Genomic DNA, 18,343 nt, shown 5'->3' on the forward strand with positions numbered 1-18,343 from the left:
ATACGTCACACAGCATCTTCCACTTCAGGCAGGCCATATGCGACCCAAGCAGCCGCAAACGCCATTGCCGCAAAGACCACCAATGTCGCCTGCGCACCCAGCAAAGCAGCTCCACCGCCAACAACGCCTGCAATCAGCAAGAGCGTGCCGATCACCGTGTTACTGACAGCAGCATAAGCGGCGCGCTCATCCTCCTTCGCCAGATCAACAAGATAGGTTGATCGGGCCTGACGTACGCCGTGATACGCGATCATCAGGATAAACAGAACCACCGGCATGACCCAGTAGATCGTCGCAAAACCAATTGCCCAAGCCCCGACGGCAAGGCCCATGGATGCAGCCCCCAAAAGACCAGACAACATCAGCACCTGACGGCTGGATTGGTCAGACAATCGCCCCCAGACATAGGAGCTGACGAATGATGCGGCAGCGGACGCCAGTACCAGCGCCCCCAACTGGCTGAGCGTCCCTTCCTTTGCGAGGACCACCAGATAGGGGGGTGCGAGCGCGGTAGATACCAGCAACCCACGCGCAATGATGAAGCGTTGCAGAGGCCCGTTGCCCTTCAACACGCCAAAGCTGGCGCGTGTTCCGGCTTCCGGATCGCTGTCTTTCTCCTGCATGGTCAGAAACAACAGCGCTGCGGCGATCCAAAGCCCTGCCGCCAGAGCAATCGCCGCGACAACAACCTCGCAGCTTTGTGCAAGACCGGATATCAAGAGGCCTGCAAAGATCAATACGCCAACCGAAGAAACAGACCCCGCAAGCCCTGTGACCGATCCGCGCTGTGCCTTCTCGACGGTTTTACCCAGAATGTCCTTGTAGGAGACCGAGCAGGCCGCACGACAAAGCGCCAGCCCCGCAAGTGCTGCGCATATGGCAAGGCCAGCTGCCGCACCTTCCAACGTGAGCGCGGCCAAAACGATAAGCGCCGCAGATATGCCCTGCCCCGCGCTGCCCAGCACCCACATCCATTTCCGCTGATTGAGCCTTTGCAAAACGCTGGCCAGCGGCATTTGCGGCAGCAGCGCCCCCGCCTCGCGAATGGGTACCAGCGCACCAGCATAGACAGCTGGCGCACCAAGCGAGGTCAGAAGCCATGCCAACACAAGTTTTGGATCAATCAGACCGTCGGCAATCTTGGTCATCGACAAGGATGCGATGTGCCGCAACCCATTTCGAGCGGCTGTCTTGTCGGGCCTTGCGTCTGCACCTGAAATAGCTGCAAAGGCAGTCTGTGATGGAGTGTTCTGCATGGATTTCCGTGCCTTTAAGTACTGTCCAGAACGCACAGGTCTCACATAGGTTCCCAAAACCTTTCCCCGGAAGCGGTCCGGCCAGAACTGCATCCCGACGCAAGCCTTGCGCGGGCAAGAAGACCTGCTAAGGAATTCAGATGCGTCCCCCGTCTCCTGATCCACTACTTATCCCGGTCTTCTCGCTTGGCAATTTCGTCATCGGCGTCGCAGGGTTTTCAATCATCGGCATTCTGGAGCCCTTGGGAGACGAACTTGGCCGCTCCGCAGCCAATGCAGGCCAACTGCTCACAGTCTACGCACTGGCGTACGCGGTCCTATCCCCTTTGATGGTTGCGATCAGTGGCCAGATCGGACGCAGGCGCGTTCTGACGGCGTCGATTGCCTTGGTCTGTCTTGCCGCCGCGATCTCGGCTCTTGCCCCCAGCTTCGCTGTTCTCAGCCTTGGCCGCGTGATAGCCGCAGCAGGCGCTGGTATCTTTACACCTGTCGCGGCGGCGGTTGCGGCGGCTCTCTACCCCGAAGAAAAGCGCGCCAAGGTACTTGCAGCAGTGTTTTTCGGCCTGACGATTTCGCAAGTCATCGGCGTGCCTGCGGGCAGCTGGATTGCCTACAGCTTTGGCTGGCGTTGGGCATTCTGGATCGTTGTGGTGCTTTGCTTTCCGCTGATCTGGCTGATCTGGCGGCGCGTCCCGGCGGGGCTCAAGTTTCAACCGGTCAGAATGATCGATCTGGGTCAGGTTATCGTGCAGGGACGGATGATGCTGGCTGTGATGTTCACGGCCAGTTTTCTGGGTGCTACTTACGTCCTGTACACCTACATCGCGCCCCTTCTAAGCCTGAACATGGGCTTTGGGCGGGACGGCATCGCCTTTATCTTGCTGATCTTCGGGATCGGTGCGGTATGCGGCAACCTGATGGGCGGCTATCTGGCAGACCAATTTGGTTGGAAGGTTACACTGGCAGGCCTTTGCCTGTGTCAAATGATCCTGATGCCATTCTATTCGCTGCTTCCGGTCAGCACACTAGCCCTTACGCTGGTCTCCTTCTTTTGGGCGCTGTTCGGCTGGGCCTTTATGGCTGGACAGCAAATGCGGCTGATCAATCTGGCTGGACCACAGGCGCCCGTGGTGCTGGCTCTTAACGCCGCAGCGATCTATATCGGGGCCGCCGCTGGCTCGGCCTTGGGCGGGTTGATCATTGCAGGACTTGGCATCTCTGCCCTTGGCCTTTGTGCTGGCCTTGCCGCCGCCTTTGCCCTTTTGCACCTGTTGCTTTCAACACGTCTTTCTCCGGTTCACGCGCCAACCTCTTGACGCCTGCATAATCCGGCGTCACAAGGCCCCCAGACATAAACCCGCAACCGGGCGTCTCGTGGGCGCCAAACTGACGAGGAGCGCCGATATGGCCCAGATCTCTCTCACTCTTCCCGATGGCAATGCAAGATCCTACGACGCAGGTATCACTGCGGGCGAGGTTGCTGCCGACATTTCAAAATCGCTTGGCAAGAAAGCCATCAGCGCCACCGTGAACGGCGCGCATTACGATCTGGCATGGCCGATCGAGGCGGATGCAGACATCGCTATCCACACCATGGCCGATGAAGAGCAAGCGAATGAGCTGATCCGCCATGACTTCGCCCACATCATGGCTCGTGCCGTGCAGGAAATCTGGCCCGACACCAAGGTCACCATCGGCCCGGTGATCAAGGACGGCTGGTACTACGATTTCGACCGCGAAGACCCCTTCACCCCAGAAGACCTCGGCCTGATCGAGAAAAAGATGAAGGAAATCATCAACAAGCGTGACCCCGTCCGCACCGAGGTCTGGGACCGCGCCCGCGCGATCAAGCATTACGAGGATAATGGAGAGCCCTACAAGGTCGAACTGATCGACGCGATCCCCGGAGATGAGCCGCTGCGCATGTACTGGCACGGCGACTGGCAGGACCTGTGTCGTGGCCCGCACCTGCAACACACCGGCCAAGTGCCCGGCGATGCTTTCAAGCTGATGTCCATCGCGGGCGCCTATTGGCGAGGCGACAGTGACCGCGCAATGCTGCAACGCATTTATGGCGTAGCCTTCACCGGCAAGGAAAAGCTGCGCGCGCATCTCAACATGCTTGAAGAAGCCGCCAAGCGTGACCACCGCAAACTGGGCCGCGAAATGGATCTCTTTCACATGCAGGAAGAGGCACCAGGGCAGATTTTCTGGCACGCAAACGGCTGGATGATCTACACTCAGCTACAAGACTACATGCGCCGCCAACAGCGCAAAGGCGGCTATGTCGAGGTGAACACACCGCAGGTAGTGGACCGCAAGCTTTGGGAGGCGTCGGGCCACTGGGAAAAGTATCAAGAGCACATGTTCATCGTCGAAGTGGACGAAGAGCACGCGCGCGAGAAATCCGTTAACGCGCTCAAGCCGATGAACTGCCCCTGCCACGTGCAGATTTTCAATCAGGGTCTCAAATCCTACCGCGACCTGCCCCTGCGCATGGCCGAATTCGGCTCTTGTAACAGGTACGAGCCGTCAGGCGCGCTGCACGGGATCATGCGCGTTCGGGGCTTTACCCAGGACGATGGTCACATCTTCTGCCGCGAAGACCAGATCGAAAGCGAAACACTGACCTATATCGAGTTCCTCTCAGGGATCTATCGCGATCTGGGGTTTGAGAATTTCAAGGTCAAATTCTCTGACCGCCCTGAAACCCGTGCCGGTTCGGACGAGGTCTGGGACAAGGCCGAAGAGGCGCTGCTTTCAGCAACCCGCAAAGCCGGCATCGAACCTGAGATGAACCCCGGCGAAGGCGCGTTCTATGGGCCGAAACTTGAGTTCGTGCTGACAGACGCCATCGGCCGCGACTGGCAATGCGGCACGCATCAGGTTGACTTCGTGTTGCCTGAACGCCTCGACGCCACCTACATCGGTGCCGATGGCGGCAAGCACCGCCCCGTCATGCTGCATCGTGCGACATTGGGGTCATTCGAACGGTTCATCGGCATCTTGATCGAAGAACATGCCGGCAAGCTGCCGTTCTGGCTCGCTCCGCGTCAGGTCGTCGTGGCCTCCATCACCTCTGAGGCGGACGATTATGTTCTGGAAGTGGTCGATACCCTCAAGAAAGCTGGCGTGCGCGCCGAAGCGGACATGCGCAATGAAAAGATCAACTACAAGGTGCGCGAGCATTCTGTCGGCAAGGTCCCTGTCATCCTCGCCGTGGGTGCCAGGGAAGTTGAGGACAAGACCGTCTCGGTCCGCCGCCTTGGTGAAAAACAAACCAGCGTGCAGCCGCTTGCAGAAGTAGCTGTAACATTGGGCAAGGAAGCGACACCGCCCGACCTGCGGGCGTGATCGACCTGTAACATTTCCCGCGCCGGGCATTGGGCTTTTCCGTACCGGCGCGGGATAAATGTAACAAAACCCGGCAAAATCCGGCTGCTTTCCATAGGTTTTGTGAGATTTCTCACGTAATTCCTGACAGGATCGTGACACACTCCCTCGTGACTGGCGTCAAACTGCCGCAGGTGTTTAAGTCCTGTCATTAACCCGTTCACACAGAACCACGGAAAGGAACTCAATATGTCCAACGTCATGAAGTCTGTTGCCATCGCCGGTGCAGTTGCCGCCGCAATGACCGCGCAAAGCACTACAACAGCTGAGGCCGCGGCCAAGGAAAAATGCTACGGTGTATCGCTTGCTGGTGAAAACGACTGCGCGGCAGGCCCCGGCACCACATGCGCGGGCACGTCTACCGTTGATTATCAGGGCAACGCCTGGACACTGGTTGATGCTGGAACCTGCGAAGAAATCGATCTGCCTCAGATGGCGGACGGCACAGAGCGCAAAGGCTCTCTTGAAGAGCTTGACCGCGATCTGCCAGCTTAAGCCCTATCGCATCCGGCGCGCGTGTCCCGCCTGATGCGACCCGAATGACCCGGACCGGAAGGCACTACCATGCTCGATACGTCCCATTGCTTTGATCGGCTGCCGCACGCCGTTGGTGTAGGCTACAAACCCCAGCATTTCGAAGCCCTTCGAGAAGACCCCGGCCCGGTCCGTTGGATCGAGGTACATGCTGAGAATTACATGGGCGACGGTGGCCGTCCTCTGGCACAGCTTGCAGCGTTGTCCGAAACCTTTGCGATTTCCGTCCACGGTGTTGGCCTCTCCATCGGCGGAGAGGGTCCTCTCGATCCCGACCATGTGGCCCGGCTGAAAAAACTCTGCGATTGGATTACCCCGGCAAGTTTTTCAGAGCACCTTGCGTGGTCAACCCATGGGGCGGAGTTCATGAACGATCTGCTTCCCATGCCCTACACAGACCAGACACTGGACCGGGTCGCCGCGCATATCAATCAGGTCCAAGACGCTCTTGGCCGCCAGATGCTGCTCGAAAACCCCTCAAGCTACCTGATGTTTGCTGAAAGCACCTTGTCCGAAACCGACTTTTTGGATGCACTTACCCAGCGAACGGGCTGCGGTCTCTTGCTGGATGTGAACAATGTGTTCATTTCATCCACGAACCTGGGGATGAGTGCGCAAGACTACATTGATGCCTACCCAACCGATAAAGTGGGCGAGATTCATGTCGGCGGCCACGACCAAGATATGGATGATCACGGTGCGCCGCTCCTGATCGACAGCCATGGCAGACCTGTTGTTGATCCGGTCTGGGCGCTGCTTGACTATACTCTTCGCAAAACCGGTCCGGCGCCCGTGTTGGTTGAGTGGGACACCGATGTTCCGGACTGGCCAATCCTGCGAGAAGAAGCAGCGCGCGCCGCGCGGGCTCTGTCTACGCTTGATAAACAAGCGTTGGCATCGTGACAGACCAAACCGCATTTCGCGCCGGTTTGCTGGATCCAACGATCCCTGTACCCGACGGGCTTCAGGACGCACATCAAAACCCGGCGGGCAAGCGATACGCGGTTTACCGCAACAACGTGACGGTATCTTTGATCGAGGCGATGAAAACCGCCTTCCCACTGGTTGCCAAGCTGATCGGGATGCAAAACTTTGACAGGCTTGCCCCGCTTTATGTCCGTGATCATCCACCCACATCGCCATTGATTATGTTTTATGGCGCTGATTTTCCTGTGTTTTTGGAAGGCTTTGAACCGCTGGCGCATATCGGTTACCTGCCTGATGCGGCCCGTCTGGACCTCGCCTTGCGTCATGCATATCACGCCGCAGACGCACCTGTCTTCGATGCCTCACCGCTACAAACCTTAAGCGATGAGGCGTTGGTAGATGCGACTTTCACGCTTGCTCCAGCCACGCGCCTGTTGCGTTCGAAATGGCCCATTTATGATATTTGGCGCTTCAATCAGATAAAGGACGCTGACAAACCACGCAGTGTTGCGCAGGACATTTTGATCACCCGGCCAGAATTTGACCCTGCGCCACACGCCCTGCCCCCCGGAGCGATGACCTGGCTGATCGCTCTAGGCGAAGGACACACCCTTGGCGCGGCCCATGACAAAGCATCGACCGAACACGCAGATTTCGATCTGGCGGCAAGCCTGACATTGGCTCTCAGCGCGCAGGCATTCGCCGAAATTCATCACAAGGAATTGAAATGACAGTACTCAGGACGCTCCATGCCGCAATTTTTGATCGATTGGACCGGGCAGACTGGCTGCTCGCGACGCTGGCAAGGTTTCTCTTTGCCGCGATCCTGATGATCTATTTCCTGAATTCTGGCCTTACCAAGCTGGGCGACGGCCTATCCGGCATCTGGACACCGTCCGTTGGGGCCTATGCACAGATTTTCCCAAAGGCACTTGAGGCCGCAGGCTACGACACCGATGCGCTTGGTCTGTTTCATTACGTCGTCGTCATGGCCGGGACGTGGGCCGAATTTCTGCTGCCTGCCATGATCGTTCTGGGCATTTTGACGCGATTGGCCGCATTGGGGATGATCGGATTTGTCGTCGTACAATCCCTGACAGACGTCTACGGCCACGGACAGACGGGCGAGATTGGTGCGTGGTTTGACCGCTTTCCTGACGCGATCATTCTTGATCAACGAACGCTCTGGGTCTTCTTGCTGCTGGTGATCGTCGTCAAAGGTGCGGGACCGCTGTCTTTTGATCGGGCCTTGAAGCCGGGTACAATGTAAACGTTCCTGACGCGTGTCGATACGGCACAGCTTTGCTACACCTCTAGCTTAAAGCATTGCTTTAACTTGACGCTCTATCTCACTGTTCCAGGACAGGAAAAGAGTATTGTCCACAGAGATCAACGGGCGCTTCATCAACGCGGGATGGGCCTTTAGCAACTTCAAGGCATCTTGGTTACGCTCCTCCTCGTCCAACCCCCGCCACGTGGTCGAGCGCGTATTGATCAGGGCATCGCCAAACTGCACCAGCGCCTGTTCGAGGACGGCATCCGGCACACCATCCACACGCACGTCCCGCAATTCGGCGTCTGGCAGCGCCTTCATGGCCTTGCGGCATGTGTCACAATTCTTCAGCCCGTACAGTTCCATTTCTGCCCCCCTCTTTTTCCCGCGCTCAAGATAAGTTTCGCACGCATTCCTTGATTTTTTCATGGACCGCGCAATCTTCATAGGTTGAGCGATGGCAAATTGCCAGAGCTGCAGAAGAGCCCGTCAGTGGCGGGTAAGGGAAAGACAAAGGAGGCACGGAAAACATGCCAACAGGCACCGTGAAGTGGTTTAACACCACAAAAGGATACGGATTTATCGCACCAGAAGGAGGCGGCAACGACGTGTTTGTTCACATTTCAGCCGTCGAACGCTCCGGGCTGACGGGGCTGGCCGACGACCAGAAGGTGAGTTTTGAGCTGACCGAGGGGCGTGACGGTCGTCAGATGGCGTCGGATATTACGCTGTTGTAAGACCAAACTCCCGGCTTCACAGAGCCGGGCAGATAAACGAACTCTCTGTAAAGCCGCAAGTCTCTGCAGCACAGTCAGCGCGGCTTCTTTTTTCTTTTTCGTATCGCGACCCGGTTTGCGGGCTGCTCATTAACGTGGTGGTCTGTAAGAGCAAGGTATATGCCCCCCTGAGCCGGGTCCATTTCTCTTTCTAGAAGAAGAAGCCGGGCCTGACAGCCCGAGACTTCATCTTCACTGAAGTGCCAGCTCAATACTCGGCGCACCCCTTCACGCCGGGCCGACAGGTCGGACGCGCGGAGCGGCGGTAGGTCTTGCGTTTAACCACCCGCTTCGGTGTCTGCAGCATCTGCTGGTAGGTGACACGTTCAGTCGGTCGGCCACAGCTGATGCTACCCGAAATCGTGACCGGCTGCAGCCCCTGGGTACAGTAGTTCGCCGTTGTCGGCACCCGGTAGACCTTTGTCTCAGGCACATAGGGCTTGGTCTCTTTCACCGGCTTTTTGGTCTCGGTGTCCTTTTTGCTAAAGTCCTTCTCCTCCGGGGGGCCGTCGCGGTTCTCAAAGATGATGATTGTGGGTTCTTCGTCATCCGGCTCCTCAGTCACCGGATCACCGTCGGTCACGTCCTCCTCGGGCGGATCCTCGGTTACCGGGTCTCCGGAGGTGACGTCCTCTTCGGGCGGATCCTCGGTCACCGAATCCTCGTTCGTCACGTCCTCCTCGGGCGGCGAAGTGGGCGTATCGCTCTCGGAGCCGGAGATGGCCAATGCCGACACGGGCAGCGTCAGGGAGAGGATCAGGGCGAGAATAGCGGGTAGTTGGGTCTTGATGCGCATGGCGTTCCATCGCTTTGATTTATTGACTGCTCGTTGCCGCAACCTTGCCCCCGGGATTGCTTGCAGTCTAGCTTTTTCACGGGGCAAAGCAGTTTTACAGGACCAGATGATGCAGGTTTCCCACCCGGCACTACTAGTTCTGGGGCTATAACAGACGCGCGGGGAGGCTCTGGTAGCCATGGAAGCGGATGCGGCCGCCCGGGATGCGCTGATTTGAAAACTCGTAATCCGGATAGCGCCTGAGAAAATGCTCAATGGCGATACGCCCCTCCATTCGCGCAAGGGTAAGGCCGACACAAACATGCGGGCCACCGGCAAAGGCGAGGTGACGGTTCGGCTGGCGCGAGATGTCGAACTGCGTTGGGTTCTCGAAAACCTCCGGATCCCGGTTGGCGGCACCGATGCACAGATGCAGATTACTGCCGGTAGGAATCCTGTGACCGCCGATCTCGACCTCCACCGTGGTCTCGCGGTTGCCGAACTGGTTGGGAGAGCGGAAGCGGAGGACCTCCTCGACGGCCTTGTCGATCAAGGTCAGGTCGTTGAGAAGACGGGATTTTTGATCAGGATAATCATGCAAGAGCGCAAGGCCGTTGCCGATCAGGTTTGTCGTCGTCTCATGGCCTGCGTTCAGGATGAAGATACAGTTATGGATCAACTCGATCTCGGACAGCTGGCCGTTGGAATCCCCGGCAATCAGACGGGTCAACACGTCCGTATCGGGATCGCCGGGGTCAGCCCTGCGGCGGGCGATAAGGTCTTGCAAATACACCTTGAATTCGGAAACGGCCGCATGTCCCTTGGCAAGCTGCGCCTCCGTCAGCGTCGGTTCCAGCGCGCCGAGGATGGCGAGGGACCAGTCGCGCAGGGGACCGCGCTCGGACGTCGGGATATCAAGCAGGTTGCCGATGATCTGGATCGGAATGACGCTGGCGAAATCCTCGATCAGATCGGGCTCCTGCGGCATCCGGTCCAGCAGGTCGTCCACTGTCGCGATCAGCCCCGGCTCCATGCTGGCAAGCGCACGGGGGGTCAGGGCGCTGGTCATGATGCGGCGCACGCGGGTGTGCAGCGGCGGGTCGTTGAACACAAGACTGGTGGTGTGGTGTTCATAAAGCGGCGTACCGGGGCCGAACTTGGGCGCAAAGGCCTGTTTCTTGTCCGAGATATAGGTCGTCGTGTCGCGGTAGATCGCGTTCAGATCCGCATGCCGACAAATGAGATATGAGCCGTCAGGCTGCGGCGTGACGGGGCTGTCCCTCAGCAGGCTGTCATAATGCGGGAACGGGTTTTCAACGAAACCGGCGGGGGGATGGGCAAGGTCAAACATGGGGCTGAGTTTCGGCGTTCTGAGCGCCGTGTCAATCGGGCTGGTCAGGTAACCCACGGGCTACGCTAAGGTACTGTTAGTAATTGTTAAATTTATGTTCTATGGGCGTGCGGTGCGCCGGGGGAGCCATGCAAGTGCCTATCTGCGCCAAAGCAGAGGCGCGGTGTCGGGTCACCGCACGCAGGCGTTGGCCCACCCTACCCCATGCAGTCGCGGCAGCGGGGGATGGCGGGATCGGCCTGCAGACGGGCGGGCGCGACCTCTTCCCCGCAATCGGTGCAATAGCCCCATTCGCCCTCCTCGATCCGCTTGAGGGCGGCGAGGATGCGCTGCCGCTCGGCGGCGCGGCGGCGGACCTGGGCCTGGGCCATGGCCTGGTTCTGCAGCGCGTCCATCCGGGTGAGCCGGCCCGTCGATTGCTGGTCGAGCGTCACGGGGCGGGTGGCGTCATGGGCGGCGGCATCCTCGGCATCGAGGGCGTCGAGACGGGATTGGAGGGTGGCGTGGGGGTCCATGGGGTGACGTTGGGCGCGGTTTGCGCCTGCGTCAAGTGGAGGCCCCGACGGGCAGCGCCCGACCTGAGGGCGTTTTGGTCGGGATGTGTGGCAGAGGGACGGTGCGGAGTATGGGACGGGTGAGCTTGGGGGTGACTGTGCAAAAGCGCCCGTCAAACCGAAGGTTTGCCTTCGGCAAAACGGGGAGGTCGGGCGGGGCCGAGCGGGACAGGTGAAGAGGTGGTGCGGGGTTCATTTCATATTTCGTTAACCATGACCGGCTTACCCTGCCTCATGTCGAATTACATCCGGCCCCGGCGTCCCGGCGCTTGTTTATTCCTGACCATAACGCTCGCGCAGCGTGGTTCAACGACCTTGATTGACCGGATCGACAGCTTGCGGCGGTCGGTGCGGGCGTCGATGGCATCGCGGCCCTTTCAAATTGATGCTTGGGTGGTCTTGCCGGATCACATGCATTGCGTTTGGACGTTGCCGGACGGCGATGACGCCTATGCGGCGCGAGTGCAGTCGATCAAGGCGCGTTTTTCGCGGGATATGCCAGAAGGGTTTCGCCGGGCGAGCCATGTGGCCCGGCGCGAGAAAGGCATTTGGCAGCGTCGGTTTTGGGAGCATCATATTCGAGACACTGCTGATTACGAAAACCATATCGCGTATTGTTGGCACAATCCGGTGAAACATGAGCTGGTCGAGCGCGTAGAAGATTGGCCCTATTCGTCATGGCATCGGGATCACGCGTAGGGTGAAAGCCTACCGTGCAAGCCAAGAATTCCTCATTTTCATCGGTATTTCACATGCCTCAGCAACAACCTCTTGAATCCGATCTATGTCATCATCGCTAGGATCGAGAAGAACGGAAACAGCCGCCCTAGCCACTCCCGCTTCTGTCATTCGATAATCTTGGCAATCTCCAAAATACACGGCCATGGTCGAGGTTATTAGGCGATGCAGTCTAAGTTCTCTCACAGCCGGATGGGCGGAACGTAGATGTACAGGATCAGGCCGATTTTCAGTAAGAAAAACCAGTATCGCTTCCGCTTCGAAGGAAATTCCAAGCCGAGAAGCAGTGAAGTTCATCCATATCCGTTTGGAGTGCTTTGATGAAAATCTCCAAATAAAAAAGCCAATTGTGGTCAACAGAAGCAATCCGGACAGCAGGAAAGTCGTTAAGAGCCAAAATTTCCATTTGGCAATGTCATTTTCGACTCCGAAAACGTCGACGATACCGAAAAGATTGAATAATTGAATTCCTGAAACGACCCAAAGTACAATTGCAATCTGGGCCGGGCGAGCGAAGCTCTCTACTGCTCCCCAAATTCGCTCTAGCAAATTATTCAAAGTTTACCCAATAACTCCCTCAAACTCCCGCCACTCCCCCTTGCTCATGCCGGAGGTCTCCTGCGTCACCACCTCACCCTTCACAATCCGCCGAATACAATCAATAGCTGTGGCCGACAGGTTCGCTCCCCCCAGACGATAATCCTCGAATGCGCCGTAAGCCGCAGGCACCCAGTCGGCGACGATCTTGCAGATTTCCTCGGCGTAGACGCGGATTTCGTATTGGGCGTGGGCGTCGGCGCGCAGGCGGAGGAAGTGGAAGAGGTTGTGCAGGTCCACCTTCCAGTACCATTGGGTGTAGATATTGGCGGGCAGGTTCATGCGGGCAAGCTCGCGGGCGAGGCCGTCCTGGCCGTCCTGGGAGATCATTTCCTCGTAGTGGTCGTAGGCGCGGGTCGAGTCCGCCTTGAGGTATTCGAGGACGCGCGCGGCTTCCTCCCCTTCGAGCAACCCGCCCCGGCCCTGGTTGTTGACGGTCGACTGCGCGTTGATGTGTTCGGGCGCGGGAATGTAGAACTCGCGGTCGAGGATGGAGTAGCGGGCGGAGTATTCGTTGACGTTGGCGGTGCGGTGGCGGATCCACTGGCGGGCGACGAAGACGGGAAGTTTGACGTGCAGCTTGATCTCGCACATCTCAAACGGGGTCGAGTGCCAGTGGCGCATCAGGTAGCGGATGAGGCCTGTGTCGTTCTGCACGGATTTGGTGCCTTTGCCATAGGAGACGCGGGCGGCCTGGCAGATGGCGGCATCATCGCCCATGTAGTCGATAACACGGACAAAGCCGTGGTCGAGGACGTCATGCGCCTTGTAGAGATGCGCCTCCATCCCCGGAACGGTGGCCCGCAGCGTGGGCTGTGGCGTGCTGCGCAGTTCTTCGATTTCGGCGGTCTGTTCAGGGGAAAGGGGCATGGGCAGCAGTCCTTGGTCAGCAACATGGATTCGCGGACCACTATATCTGGGTGAAGGGCCTGCAGGAACAGCGATATGCAGTATTGTTTTTTGGGCACCCTTGGGCAGTTATTTCCACTTGCCCGCCCGCGAGCGTTGACAAGCGCACCCCTTTGCCGGGAATGTTGGCAAAAAGCAAATGAGTAGGCAGGCGATCATGAAAATCAATGCAGCAGGGCTGTTGCTTTGCACGTTCTTGGTGGGGTGCGGCAGTGGCGAAGCGCCCTTTGGCAACGATGCGACAGACCCCGATACCGGCGTAGAGGGTGATGACGGCACGATCACCAGCGATCGGACCATCCCGCCCGGCACCGCCTCCCCTTCCCCGGACGAGACGATCTTCCGCAAGGAAGCGCTGGACGGGGCCAGCGGCAACGGCTTTGCCGAAGGGGTCCGGTATAATTCCGCTGATGACACCTTCTTTGTCGACAACCTGCCTTTCGATGGTAGCACCGACGCCCCCTACATTCGCGGCGTGGCTGTCGGCAGTCTGGGCGATTACGCGGTCTACGAGGCCGTCGACCAGTATCCCGACTCTCTGAACGGCTCCCCGATCAATCAGTTCCGCCACCGCGCGATTTATGGCGTCAGCCAATCGGGCCAGACCGAATTCGCGATCATCCGGACCGGCGACTATGTTGGCTATGGCTTTGGCGGGTTTGTTTACGAGCGCAACGGCACGGTCAATCTGCCGACAACCGGTCAGGCGCTTTACAACGGCAAAGGCGCGGGCCTGCGGGACTACGTCAACCTTGGCGGGCTGGAATACAGCACCGCGGATGTTCAGATCGCACTGGATTTCGATGATTTCAACGCGGACACAGGCCGTTACGAGGGCGCGGTCGACGGTTTCCTGTTCAACCGCCGTGTCTTCGATCTTGCAGGCAACGAGATTACGAACGATATCATCGGCCGCCTGAACGAGGGCAATAACGCCTCGCTCACAGCGATCCCGACAGCAGTCTTTACCATCTCCACCAATGCGCTGGACGGTAATGGCGAGATCGTGGGCGAATTGACGTCCCGTTTTGCCAACGATGCGGGTCAGGCTGTGGAATACGAGGAAGGCCAGTACTACGGCATCATTTCGGGCGAAAACGCGGATGAGATCGTGGGTATCATCGTAACCGAAAGTTCGGTTGATCCCTCAGCAGAGACAGTCCGCGACACCACAGGGTTTACGATTTATCGACAAGCCAGCGACTAATGCGCTTTTGGCGTTTCACAAGGATTTCGGCGGTTGCGTTCTGTATTAGCTGCGCTCTGAGCGCAGATGCGCAAGTTGCCCTTGATCCAAATGAACTACGTCAGGCGGCAGTTGTGGCGTTGCAGACCGGCGATGCGCCGACTGCGCGACGTTATGCCGAAGCATTGGTGGCACGCGATCCCGCTGACCTGAACGCTAATTTGATCCTTGCCCGCGCGGCGCGCGATATGGGGGATATCCCCCCTGCCCGCACGGCGGCCCGGACCGCATGGCAACTGGCAGATACGGACGCAGAGCGATATTCGGCGGCGCTGATCACGGCCCAAATCCTTTCAACCGAAGGCAAACGCACCCGCGCGCAGCTGTGGTTGCGCCGCGCAGCGCAGAACGCCCCGAACGATCTGCTGCGCGAACGCGCCAAACGGGACTTTCGCTATGTCAAACGGCGCAATCCCTGGAAGACCGATCTGACGTTCACTTTCGCCCCGAATTCAAACATCAACAACGGCAGTGCTCGGGATACGTCGCGGCTGAACTACGCAATTTCCGAACTGCTGTTTGGCGAGCCCATTGAATACGAGCTGAACGACGAGGCTCAGGCCATTGCAGGCATCGAGATTGGCGGATCGGTTCGCACGCGCTACCGTTTTGCCCAGACGCCCACTACGGCGCATGACGCCAAGCTGTCGCTCAGCTACCGCACGTTCTCGATCACCGATGATCTGGACGATGATGGCATCAAGGGCTCCGACTTTGCCTTTGGATCACTGGCCTTTGGCTATGGCTACCGCCGTCTGAACCTTGACAGGAAGGGCGAATTTGCGCTGGACGTCGAGGGGGGCCAAACTTGGTACGGCGGGTCGCGCTATGCCTCTTATCTGCGCTCTCAGGCACAGCAGACATGGCGGACAAGCGCGCAGAGGCAATTCCGCTTTGGCGGAGAGCTTGAGCGTCAGTGGGGGCAGGCGACGCCCGATCTGGACACAGTGGGCCTTTCGGCAAGCATCACGCAGGGCTATGCCTCTGGCAACACCGGTTTTTTCGGCCTCTTTGCAACAACCACCCAGTCGCCAAACCCCGGATCAGAATATACCGAAGTGATGCTACGCACCGGGATCGCGCTTAGAAAGCCAATTGTGGGGGCCGCAGTACAATTTGGCCTGGGTGCAAGTTGGCGCGACTATGACTTCAGCCGGGATTCCCGCGATGGACGGCGGGATACACGTATCTTTGCGGATGTCACTGCCACGTTCAAAGACATCGACTATTACGGCTTCAATCCTACCGTGACGCTTTCCGCCTCAAGCACAGATAGCAACATTGGGCTTTACGATGTGAACCGGGTCGGGCTGAACATCGGGATCAAATCGGCCTTTTAAGCGGACACTCCCCGCCACCCTGCTGAATTTTCTGCAAGCGGCTGGCATCCCGGCAGCGCCATGCTAGGTTCGGGATCAGACCTGCAATCAAAGGAGCCGGCCAATGCCCATCAAATATCTGCACACTATGGTACGAGTGAAAGACCTCGACAAATCCATCGCGTTTTACAAGCTGCTGGGACTGAAGGAACGGCGCCGGATGGATCATGAGGGCGGCCGATTTACGCTGGTATTCCTCTGCCCACCAGACATGGACGACGGCCACGCGGATGTTGAGCTTACCTACAACTGGGACGGCGATGACGATTTGCCGTCAGACAGCCGTCACTTTGGCCATTTGGCCTATACGGTCGATAATATCTACGAAATGTGTCAGCACCTGATGGACAACGGTGTGACCATCAACCGTCCGCCGCGTGATGGACGCATGGCCTTTGTGCGCAGCCCTGACAACATCTCGGTCGAACTCCTGCAAGAGGGCGATGCCCTGGAGCCCGCCGAGCCATGGGCAAGCATGGAAAACACAGGGCATTGGTAAGAACCGCCACAGCGCTGACACTGGCGCTGGCTGCTCCTGCGGGGGCGGCTGAATGTCGGTTGGCGCTGCTGCTTGGGCTGGACATCTCCAGTTCTGTCGATGCGGCGGAAGATGCGTTGCAGCGTGGCGGGATGGCTGCCGCGCTGACATCCGAGCCGGTTCAGAACGCGTTTTTTGCGTCTCCAACACCCGTTGCTCTTGGGGTTTTCGAATGGTCAGGGCGGTACAACCAAGAGATCATTCTTGATTGGACGATGATCGAGGACCGTGCCGATCTGATGGCAGCTGCCGATGCCATCGCGCAAAGTGACCGCAGCTATAATGAATTCCCTACTGCGATGGGCGAAGCACTGATCTTTGCGGAAGCAATGTTGCGGCGCGGCCCCGACTGTTGGCAGCGCACAATCGATATTGCGGGTGATGGCGAAAACAACGAGGGGCCGGGACCACAGGCGATCTATGCGTCTCATCCCTTGTTCAAAGAGATCACAGTCAACGGATTGGTCGTGGTCAATGCCGCCGATTTTCAGACACCGCACCGTCTGACCCAGTTCTATGGGCAGGAAGTGCTGCACGGACAGGGCGCCTTTATGATCGAGGCCAATGGCTTTGATGATTATGAGCGTGCCATGCGCGAAAAACTGGAACGGGAATTGAGCGTGGCCGTGATGGGCGCAGCACCGATCAAGAAGGGGTCGCAGGGATGATCCGAATGGCACTTCTGATCGTGGTGTTGAGCCTGCCGGGTGCCGCTTGGGCCAATTGCAGACTGGCGCTTTTGCTGGCCCTGGACGTGTCCAGTTCTGTTGATCCGTCAGAGGACGCCTTGCAGCGTGGTGGCGTTGTCGCAGCGTTAACCGCACCCGAAGTGGTTGCGGCGTTCTTTGCCACAGATCAGCCAGTGGCGCTGGCTGTCTACGAATGGTCCGGTCGCTATCAGCAGGATGTCTTGCTGGACTGGACACTGATCGACAGTCAGCGGGCCCTGATTGAGGCGGCTGAGACAGTTGCCGCGACCAAGCGCGGACATTCCGACTATCCAACGGCTATGGGCTATTCGCTTGGGCACGGTGCACGGTTGTTCGAGACCGCGCCGGTCTGCACACGCAAGACGCTGGACATGGCCGGTGACGGTCAGAACAACGAAGGATTTGGGCCGCAGGATGCCTATAGGGCTTTTCCCTTCGATGACATCACGGTCAACGGATTGGTGGTAAATGCTGCAGATTTTGAAGGAGAGCTGGGTCTGATTGCATTCTACCGGGCCGAAGTGTTGCATGGGCCCGGCGCATTTTTGGAGATCGCCAATGGCTTTGCCGATTACGAGCGCGCCATGCGGCGCAAGCTGGAGCGCGAGTTAATGCCAGCAGTGATTGGCGCGCGGCCCGGCCCGAAAGACCCCAAGGGATGATCCGGCAGGCGGCATTGGCGCTGCTATTGCTGGTCTCTGCCGCGCCTGCCTTGGCTGAGTGTCGGCAGGCGCTGGCGCTTGGGCTGGATGTTTCGGGTTCCGTGGATGCACGCGAATATCGGTTGCAAATGGGCGGTGTTGCGCAAGCCTTGGACAGCTCGGAGGTGCGAGAGAAACTCATGGCGATGCCTTCGGCACCTGTGCACCTGATGGTGTTCGAATGGTCCGGCCCCGGCGATCAGGCGATTGTCGTGCCATGGACGGCGATTGATAGCGAGACCACGCTCAACGCAGTCATCGCAAACCTGCGTCAGACCGAACGGCGCGATGCCAGCCCCGGCACAGCACTTGGTGTCGCGATGAGCGAAGGCGAGCGGTACTTGCGGCAGCAGGCGGCGTGCTGGAAACGGACATTGGACATTTCTGGCGATGGCAAATCCAACCTTGGCCCCCGCCCCCGCGATGTAAAGGAGCGCATCGCGCAAAGCGGCATTACCATCAACGCGCTTGTGATCGGCGTGGACAACCCCAGCAGCGGCGACATCCGCCAGTCCGAGATCGGAGAGCTGTCGTCCTACTTCGACGCCGAAGTCATTGTCGGGCCAGACGCTTTCGTTCAAACCGCAATCGGATTTGCCGATTACGCCCGCGCGATGAAAGAAAAGCTGATCCGCGAACTGGATGGTCTGGTTTTTTCACAGCTGTAACACTCGTCCGTTACCTTG

The 18,343-nt window shown here is 58.5% G+C and carries 21 protein-coding genes; 14 read left to right on the plus strand and 7 right to left on the minus strand.

Features of this window, described 5'->3' with window-relative positions:
• Positions 1-5 precede the first annotated feature (5 nt).
• The gene (locus GV827_RS02430; protein WP_164352081.1) at positions 6-1,256 is read right to left on the minus strand and encodes an MFS transporter; all 1,251 of its coding nucleotides are present in this window, start codon (positions 1,254-1,256) and stop codon (positions 6-8) included.
• A gap of 140 nt (positions 1,257-1,396) precedes the next feature.
• On the opposite strand from GV827_RS02430, the gene GV827_RS02435 reads away from it, so the two are divergent.
• The 6 genes from GV827_RS02435 to GV827_RS02460 all read left to right on the plus strand — a co-directional run bounded on the left by GV827_RS02435 (position 1,397) and on the right by GV827_RS02460 (position 7,380).
• Entirely contained in the window at positions 1,397-2,572 is a 1,176-nt protein-coding gene (locus GV827_RS02435; RefSeq protein ID WP_164352082.1) for an MFS transporter, read from the plus strand.
• Between the two features lie 88 nt (positions 2,573-2,660).
• Entirely contained in the window at positions 2,661-4,610 is a 1,950-nt protein-coding gene (gene thrS, locus GV827_RS02440) for a threonine--tRNA ligase (protein ID WP_164352083.1), read from the plus strand.
• Positions 4,611-4,838: 228 nt separating this feature from the next.
• Positions 4,839-5,144 (plus strand): BufA1 family periplasmic bufferin-type metallophore, encoded by a 306-nt coding sequence (locus GV827_RS02445; RefSeq protein WP_164352084.1) that lies wholly within the window; start codon positions 4,839-4,841, stop codon positions 5,142-5,144.
• A 69-nt stretch (positions 5,145-5,213) separates the two neighbouring features.
• Positions 5,214-6,086, plus strand: a complete 873-nt coding sequence (bufB, locus tag GV827_RS02450; protein WP_164352085.1) for an MNIO family bufferin maturase — start codon at positions 5,214-5,216, stop codon at positions 6,084-6,086.
• The gene (locus tag GV827_RS02455) at positions 6,080-6,841 is read left to right on the plus strand and encodes an HvfC/BufC family peptide modification chaperone (protein ID WP_164352202.1); all 762 of its coding nucleotides are present in this window, start codon (positions 6,080-6,082) and stop codon (positions 6,839-6,841) included. The genes bufB and GV827_RS02455 overlap by 7 nt, the downstream gene beginning before the upstream one ends.
• Positions 6,838-7,380: a DoxX family protein gene (locus tag GV827_RS02460; RefSeq protein WP_164352086.1), complete on the plus strand. Its 543-nt coding sequence runs from the start codon at positions 6,838-6,840 to the stop codon at positions 7,378-7,380. The genes GV827_RS02455 and GV827_RS02460 overlap by 4 nt, the downstream gene beginning before the upstream one ends.
• 48 nt (positions 7,381-7,428) lie before the next feature.
• Here GV827_RS02460 and GV827_RS02465 read toward each other — a convergent pair whose 3' ends face one another.
• Complete coding sequence (locus tag GV827_RS02465; protein WP_164352203.1) at positions 7,429-7,749, minus strand: ArsC/Spx/MgsR family protein; 321 nt, start codon at positions 7,747-7,749, stop codon at positions 7,429-7,431.
• Between the two features lie 164 nt (positions 7,750-7,913).
• Between GV827_RS02465 and GV827_RS02470 the strand changes: the two genes are divergently transcribed.
• A complete protein-coding gene (locus GV827_RS02470; protein ID WP_164352087.1) occupies positions 7,914-8,120 on the plus strand; it encodes a cold-shock protein in 207 nt (68 codons plus the stop codon).
• A gap of 247 nt (positions 8,121-8,367) precedes the next feature.
• On the opposite strand, the gene GV827_RS23310 is transcribed toward GV827_RS02470, so the two are convergent.
• The 3 genes from GV827_RS23310 to GV827_RS02485 form a co-directional block, all read right to left on the minus strand.
• On the minus strand, positions 8,368-8,955 hold the full coding sequence (locus tag GV827_RS23310; RefSeq protein WP_204325671.1) for a hypothetical protein: 588 nt from the start codon (positions 8,953-8,955) through the stop codon (positions 8,368-8,370).
• 145 nt (positions 8,956-9,100) lie between these two features.
• Positions 9,101-10,285 carry a cytochrome P450 gene (locus GV827_RS02480; RefSeq protein ID WP_164352088.1) on the minus strand — a complete coding sequence of 395 codons (1,185 nt, stop codon included), beginning with the start codon at positions 10,283-10,285 and terminating at the stop codon, positions 9,101-9,103.
• Positions 10,286-10,482: 197 nt separating this feature from the next.
• A complete protein-coding gene (locus GV827_RS02485; protein WP_164352089.1) occupies positions 10,483-10,800 on the minus strand; it encodes a TraR/DksA family transcriptional regulator in 318 nt (105 codons plus the stop codon).
• A gap of 252 nt (positions 10,801-11,052) precedes the next feature.
• Here GV827_RS02485 and GV827_RS02490 point away from each other — a divergent pair, with 252 nt between their 5' ends.
• Positions 11,053-11,538 (plus strand): REP-associated tyrosine transposase, encoded by a 486-nt coding sequence (locus GV827_RS02490; RefSeq protein ID WP_235930090.1) that lies wholly within the window; start codon positions 11,053-11,055, stop codon positions 11,536-11,538.
• 9 nt (positions 11,539-11,547) lie between these two features.
• Here the strand turns inward: GV827_RS02490 and GV827_RS02495 are convergent, their stop codons facing one another.
• Both GV827_RS02495 and thyX read right to left on the minus strand, forming a co-directional pair.
• Positions 11,548-12,135 carry a hypothetical protein gene (locus tag GV827_RS02495; RefSeq protein ID WP_164352090.1) on the minus strand — a complete coding sequence of 196 codons (588 nt, stop codon included), beginning with the start codon at positions 12,133-12,135 and terminating at the stop codon, positions 11,548-11,550.
• A 3-nt stretch (positions 12,136-12,138) separates the two neighbouring features.
• Positions 12,139-13,044, minus strand: coding sequence for an FAD-dependent thymidylate synthase (thyX, locus tag GV827_RS02500; RefSeq protein ID WP_164352091.1), 906 nt, complete (start codon positions 13,042-13,044; stop codon positions 12,139-12,141).
• 196 nt (positions 13,045-13,240) lie between these two features.
• Here thyX and GV827_RS02505 point away from each other — a divergent pair, with 196 nt between their 5' ends.
• From GV827_RS02505 to GV827_RS02530, 6 genes are all read left to right on the plus strand, one after another.
• The gene (locus GV827_RS02505; protein ID WP_164352092.1) at positions 13,241-14,290 is read left to right on the plus strand and encodes a hypothetical protein; all 1,050 of its coding nucleotides are present in this window, start codon (positions 13,241-13,243) and stop codon (positions 14,288-14,290) included.
• Between the two features lie 113 nt (positions 14,291-14,403).
• Complete coding sequence (locus tag GV827_RS02510) at positions 14,404-15,669, plus strand: surface lipoprotein assembly modifier (protein ID WP_164352093.1); 1,266 nt, start codon at positions 14,404-14,406, stop codon at positions 15,667-15,669.
• A 103-nt stretch (positions 15,670-15,772) separates the two neighbouring features.
• Positions 15,773-16,207 carry a VOC family protein gene (locus GV827_RS02515; protein ID WP_164352094.1) on the plus strand — a complete coding sequence of 145 codons (435 nt, stop codon included), beginning with the start codon at positions 15,773-15,775 and terminating at the stop codon, positions 16,205-16,207.
• Positions 16,174-16,914 carry a DUF1194 domain-containing protein gene (locus GV827_RS02520; RefSeq protein ID WP_164352095.1) on the plus strand — a complete coding sequence of 247 codons (741 nt, stop codon included), beginning with the start codon at positions 16,174-16,176 and terminating at the stop codon, positions 16,912-16,914. The genes GV827_RS02515 and GV827_RS02520 overlap by 34 nt, the downstream gene beginning before the upstream one ends.
• Positions 16,911-17,618, plus strand: coding sequence for a DUF1194 domain-containing protein (locus GV827_RS02525; RefSeq protein ID WP_164352096.1), 708 nt, complete (start codon positions 16,911-16,913; stop codon positions 17,616-17,618). The genes GV827_RS02520 and GV827_RS02525 overlap by 4 nt, the downstream gene beginning before the upstream one ends.
• On the plus strand, positions 17,615-18,325 hold the full coding sequence (locus tag GV827_RS02530) for a DUF1194 domain-containing protein (RefSeq protein ID WP_164352097.1): 711 nt from the start codon (positions 17,615-17,617) through the stop codon (positions 18,323-18,325). Before GV827_RS02525 ends, GV827_RS02530 begins: the two co-directional genes overlap by 4 nt.
• Positions 18,326-18,343 lie beyond the last annotated feature (18 nt).

This window comes from Sulfitobacter sediminilitoris (assembly GCF_010667575.1).
Lineage (GTDB): Bacteria > Pseudomonadota > Alphaproteobacteria > Rhodobacterales > Rhodobacteraceae > Sulfitobacter > Sulfitobacter sediminilitoris.